Genomic DNA, 3,746 nt, shown 5'->3' on the forward strand with positions numbered 1-3,746 from the left:
GATCAAATTCTCTTTGAATACTGGAAATTGTACGCCCTTCTTTGATTACCAATTCAACACATTGTTTTTTAAACGTTTCATCATACTGTTTTTTTATCTGAAACACCTCTTATATAGAATAATTTATCTCTATACTGTGTTCCAGTTTTACTGTACCACCTCATATATTCCCAGAGAAAAATGATTAGGGATATTATTTTTTGTATAACTATACTATTCATATAGAAAGGAGCTTACAAATGATTGTTATTATTTGGGTTGATGGAGAACGTGTAATTATGGCATAAATGCAAATATGTATAGTTTATGTTCCTTAATACAGAGCAGAAATTATTTTAATCTTTTTAGAGTATGATAAGTGGTTTGAACCCCTTTTGACTTTACAAGATCGATGTCTCTAATGTCGATCTTGTTCTACTTATTAAACATTTGTTTTGTTTGGATATGGTTTTTAAAATAATAGCATCAGTATATTAAAGATTAGGAGGTTTCTTAACTTTTAAAATGTTGGTACCAGAACAAAGGTACGTTGGTAGTTAAATCCCTTTTTAAGTATATACGTAGTCGTTATATGCATTTATTTGAGTGAAATGCAAATGATAGATTATTTCAAAATAATGATAACTGAAATATTTATTTTCTTTAATGAGCCAAAATGAGTTAACGTCATCAGTATTTATTTGTTTTTTTGAATATTAAAAAATATGATATAAGACTGTTTTTTTAAGGAGATTATGTATGAAATCATTTCGTAAGTTATTACAGTATTTAAAACCATACATGTTCTTCGCTATTATTGGACCGCTATTTATGGTACTTGAGGTTGCGATGGACTTAATTCAACCGACTATTATGCAACATATCATTGATGTTGGGATTGCAAATCGGGATTTAAATTATGTAATAAAAATGGGGCTTCTTATGATAGGAGCAGCAGCACTCGGTTTAGTTGGAGGGCTTGGGTGTATGATGTATTCTACAAAAGCAGCTGTTAATTTCGCTACAGACATACGAAAAGATGTGTTTGCGACAATAGAAACATTTTCTAGTAATAATCGTGATTCATTTGGAACAGGTAAATTATTAACGATTGTGACGAATGATATCACTTCCATCCAATCGGCAATGACAATGACATTACGTGTTCTCGTTCGTGGTCCGCTGTTGTTTATTGGAAGTATAATTATTGTTTTTGTAACAGCGCGAGAGTTATTTCCAATATTACTTGTAGTTATTCCAATTTTATTACTTGCGATTATTTTAATTGCAAGTAAAGCAAGTGGTACATTTAAAAAGGTGCAAGAGGCATTAGACAAAGTCAATACAAAGTTACAAGAAAATTTATCTGGTGTGCGTGTTATAAAAGCGTATGTAAGACAAAAATATGAAATCGCTCAATTTGGAAATGTAAATACAAATTTAACGAAGATAAATATTCGAGCTGTGCAGCTTATTTCTTTAATGATGCCAATCATTATGCTAGTTGTAAGTGGCGGGATTGTCGCAACATTATGGATTGGTGGGGAAAAAGTATTCAATGGAACGCTTCAAGTAGGAGCGATTTTGGCATTTATTAATTACTTGAATATCATTTTAATGTCACTTATGTCGATTAGCATGGTATTTATTCAAATTGCGCGAGCTTTTCCATCTGCGGATCGTGTACAGCAAGTGTTAAATACAGAGGTTGATATTATAAGCGGAGCGAATGCGATCGAACCTGAGAAAATCGAGGGGAATATTCAATTTAAAAATGTTAGTTATAGCTATACGAAAAATAATGAATACGTTTTAAAAGATATTTCGTTTAGCATACAAAAAGGTGAAAAAGTAGGGATTATTGGATCGACTGGAAGTGGTAAATCTACCTTAGCGAAGCTGTTACCACGTCTATATGATGTTGATCAAGGTGAAATATGTATAGATGGAATAGATGTTAAAACATATGATTTGCAAAAACTCCGTGCTTCAATAGGGTTTGTACCTCAGAAGGCTTTGTTGTTCTCAGGTAGTATAGAAGAGAATTTACGTTATGGTAAAGAAGATGCAACACATGATGAGCTGGAAGTAGCAGCTGCATCAGCTTGTGCGACTGAGTTTATCAATAAGCTGGAAGAATCTTATCAATATAATTTAACACAAGGTGCGACAAATTTATCAGGTGGACAAAAACAACGTCTATCAATTGCAAGGGCACTTGTGAGAAAACCACCGATTCTCATATTAGATGATTCTACATCAGCAGTTGATGCGAAATCAGAGGCTACTATTCAAACAGCTTTAAAAACAAAATATAAAGGCACAACGACTTTATTAATTGCGTCCAAAATTTCTTCCATAATGGATGCGGATAAAATACTTGTATTAGATAATGGTGAATTAGTTGGCAATGGTACACATGAACAATTATTAGAACAAAGTGAGGTTTATCAGGAAATTTATCTTTCCCAAGGTGGTAATTTGCATAAAGAAGGTGGGGAAGAACATGCGTAATTTTCAAGGGCAATTTGCTAATAAAGGTGGACGAAACACGCCAAAGATGGGGAAAGCTAAAAATGCTCCAGGAACTGTAATGCGGATATGGAACTATATGGGCTATCAAAAAGCTGCTCTTATGTTTGTTATATTTCTAGTCGTTGTTACTACTTTACTTGGATTATTAGGTCCCTATTTTATGGGAGTCATTATAGATCAATATATTGTACCGAAAGATTTAAGTGGTACAGCAAGAATGTGTATGTTACTTATCGCGATTTACGGTGTAACTGTACTTTTAACATGGTTACAAACATTTGTCATGATTAACGTTGCATTAAAAACAATTCAAAAAATAAGACAAGATATTTTTGAGAAAATCCAAACGCTTTCTTTACGGTTCTTTGATGTGCGTTCTCAAGGTGATTTAATGAGCCGGGTGACAAATGATATAGATAATTTGAATCAAGCTTTGACACAAAGTGTTGTACAAATTATTTCATCAGCGTTAACTTTTATAGGTGTAACGATTGCGATGTTCGCTTTAAATTGGATTTTAGCAATTGTAACTTTAATTACAGTACCTATTATGTTTTACGTTACAAAAAAACTAGTTGCATATAGTGGTAAAAACTTTGCGAAGCGTCAAAAAGATTTAGGTGAATTAAATGGATTTATTGAGGAAGCAATTACAGGTGCGGATGTTACGACGTTGTACGGAAAAGAAAAAGAAACTGTACAAAATTTCAATAAAATTAATGAACAGCTAAGAGTTTCAGCTACGAAGGCTGATACATTTTCAGCTTTTATTTTTCCAAGTATGAACTTTATTAATAACTTAGGTATGGGGCTTGTCATTGGGACTGGATCAGTTATGGTCTTAAACGGAATGACAACAGTAGGTGTTATTGCAGCTTTTATTAATTATTCTCGTCAATTCTCAAGACCGTTAAGTCAATTTGCGACTTTAATGAATACAATTCAAGCGGCAGTTGCTGGTGGAGAACGTGTTTTTGAGATTATGGATGAGGTACCAGAAATTCAAAATAAAAAAGACGCATTTGTTGTACAAAATTTACAAGGGCATGTTGCACTTGAGAATGTTTCATTTGGCTATGCAGAGAATAAAACGATTTTAAAAGAAGTGAGTCTTAAAGCGCAGCCAGGAGAGACAATTGCTTTAGTTGGTCCGACTGGATCAGGGAAAACAACAATCATTAATTTGTTAACTCGCTTTTATGATATACAGCAAGGACAAATTCATATTGATG

2 protein-coding genes are annotated in these 3,746 nt (G+C 33.0%); both read left to right on the forward strand.

Going from position 1 to position 3,746, the window contains the following annotated elements; translation table 11 throughout:
- Positions 1-738: 738 nt before the first annotated feature.
- Entirely contained in the window at positions 739-2,493 is a 1,755-nt protein-coding gene (locus F3I02_RS27015; RefSeq protein WP_196478267.1) for an ABC transporter ATP-binding protein, read from the forward strand.
- Positions 2,486-3,746: ABC transporter ATP-binding protein (locus tag F3I02_RS27020; RefSeq protein ID WP_196478608.1), on the forward strand; the 1,261-nt coding region annotated here is incomplete at its 3' end. The genes F3I02_RS27015 and F3I02_RS27020, both read left to right, overlap by 8 nt.

Source organism: Bacillus sp. SRB3LM (assembly GCF_015712745.1).
Classification (GTDB): Bacteria; Bacillota; Bacilli; order Bacillales; family Bacillaceae_G; genus Bacillus_A; species Bacillus_A thuringiensis_K.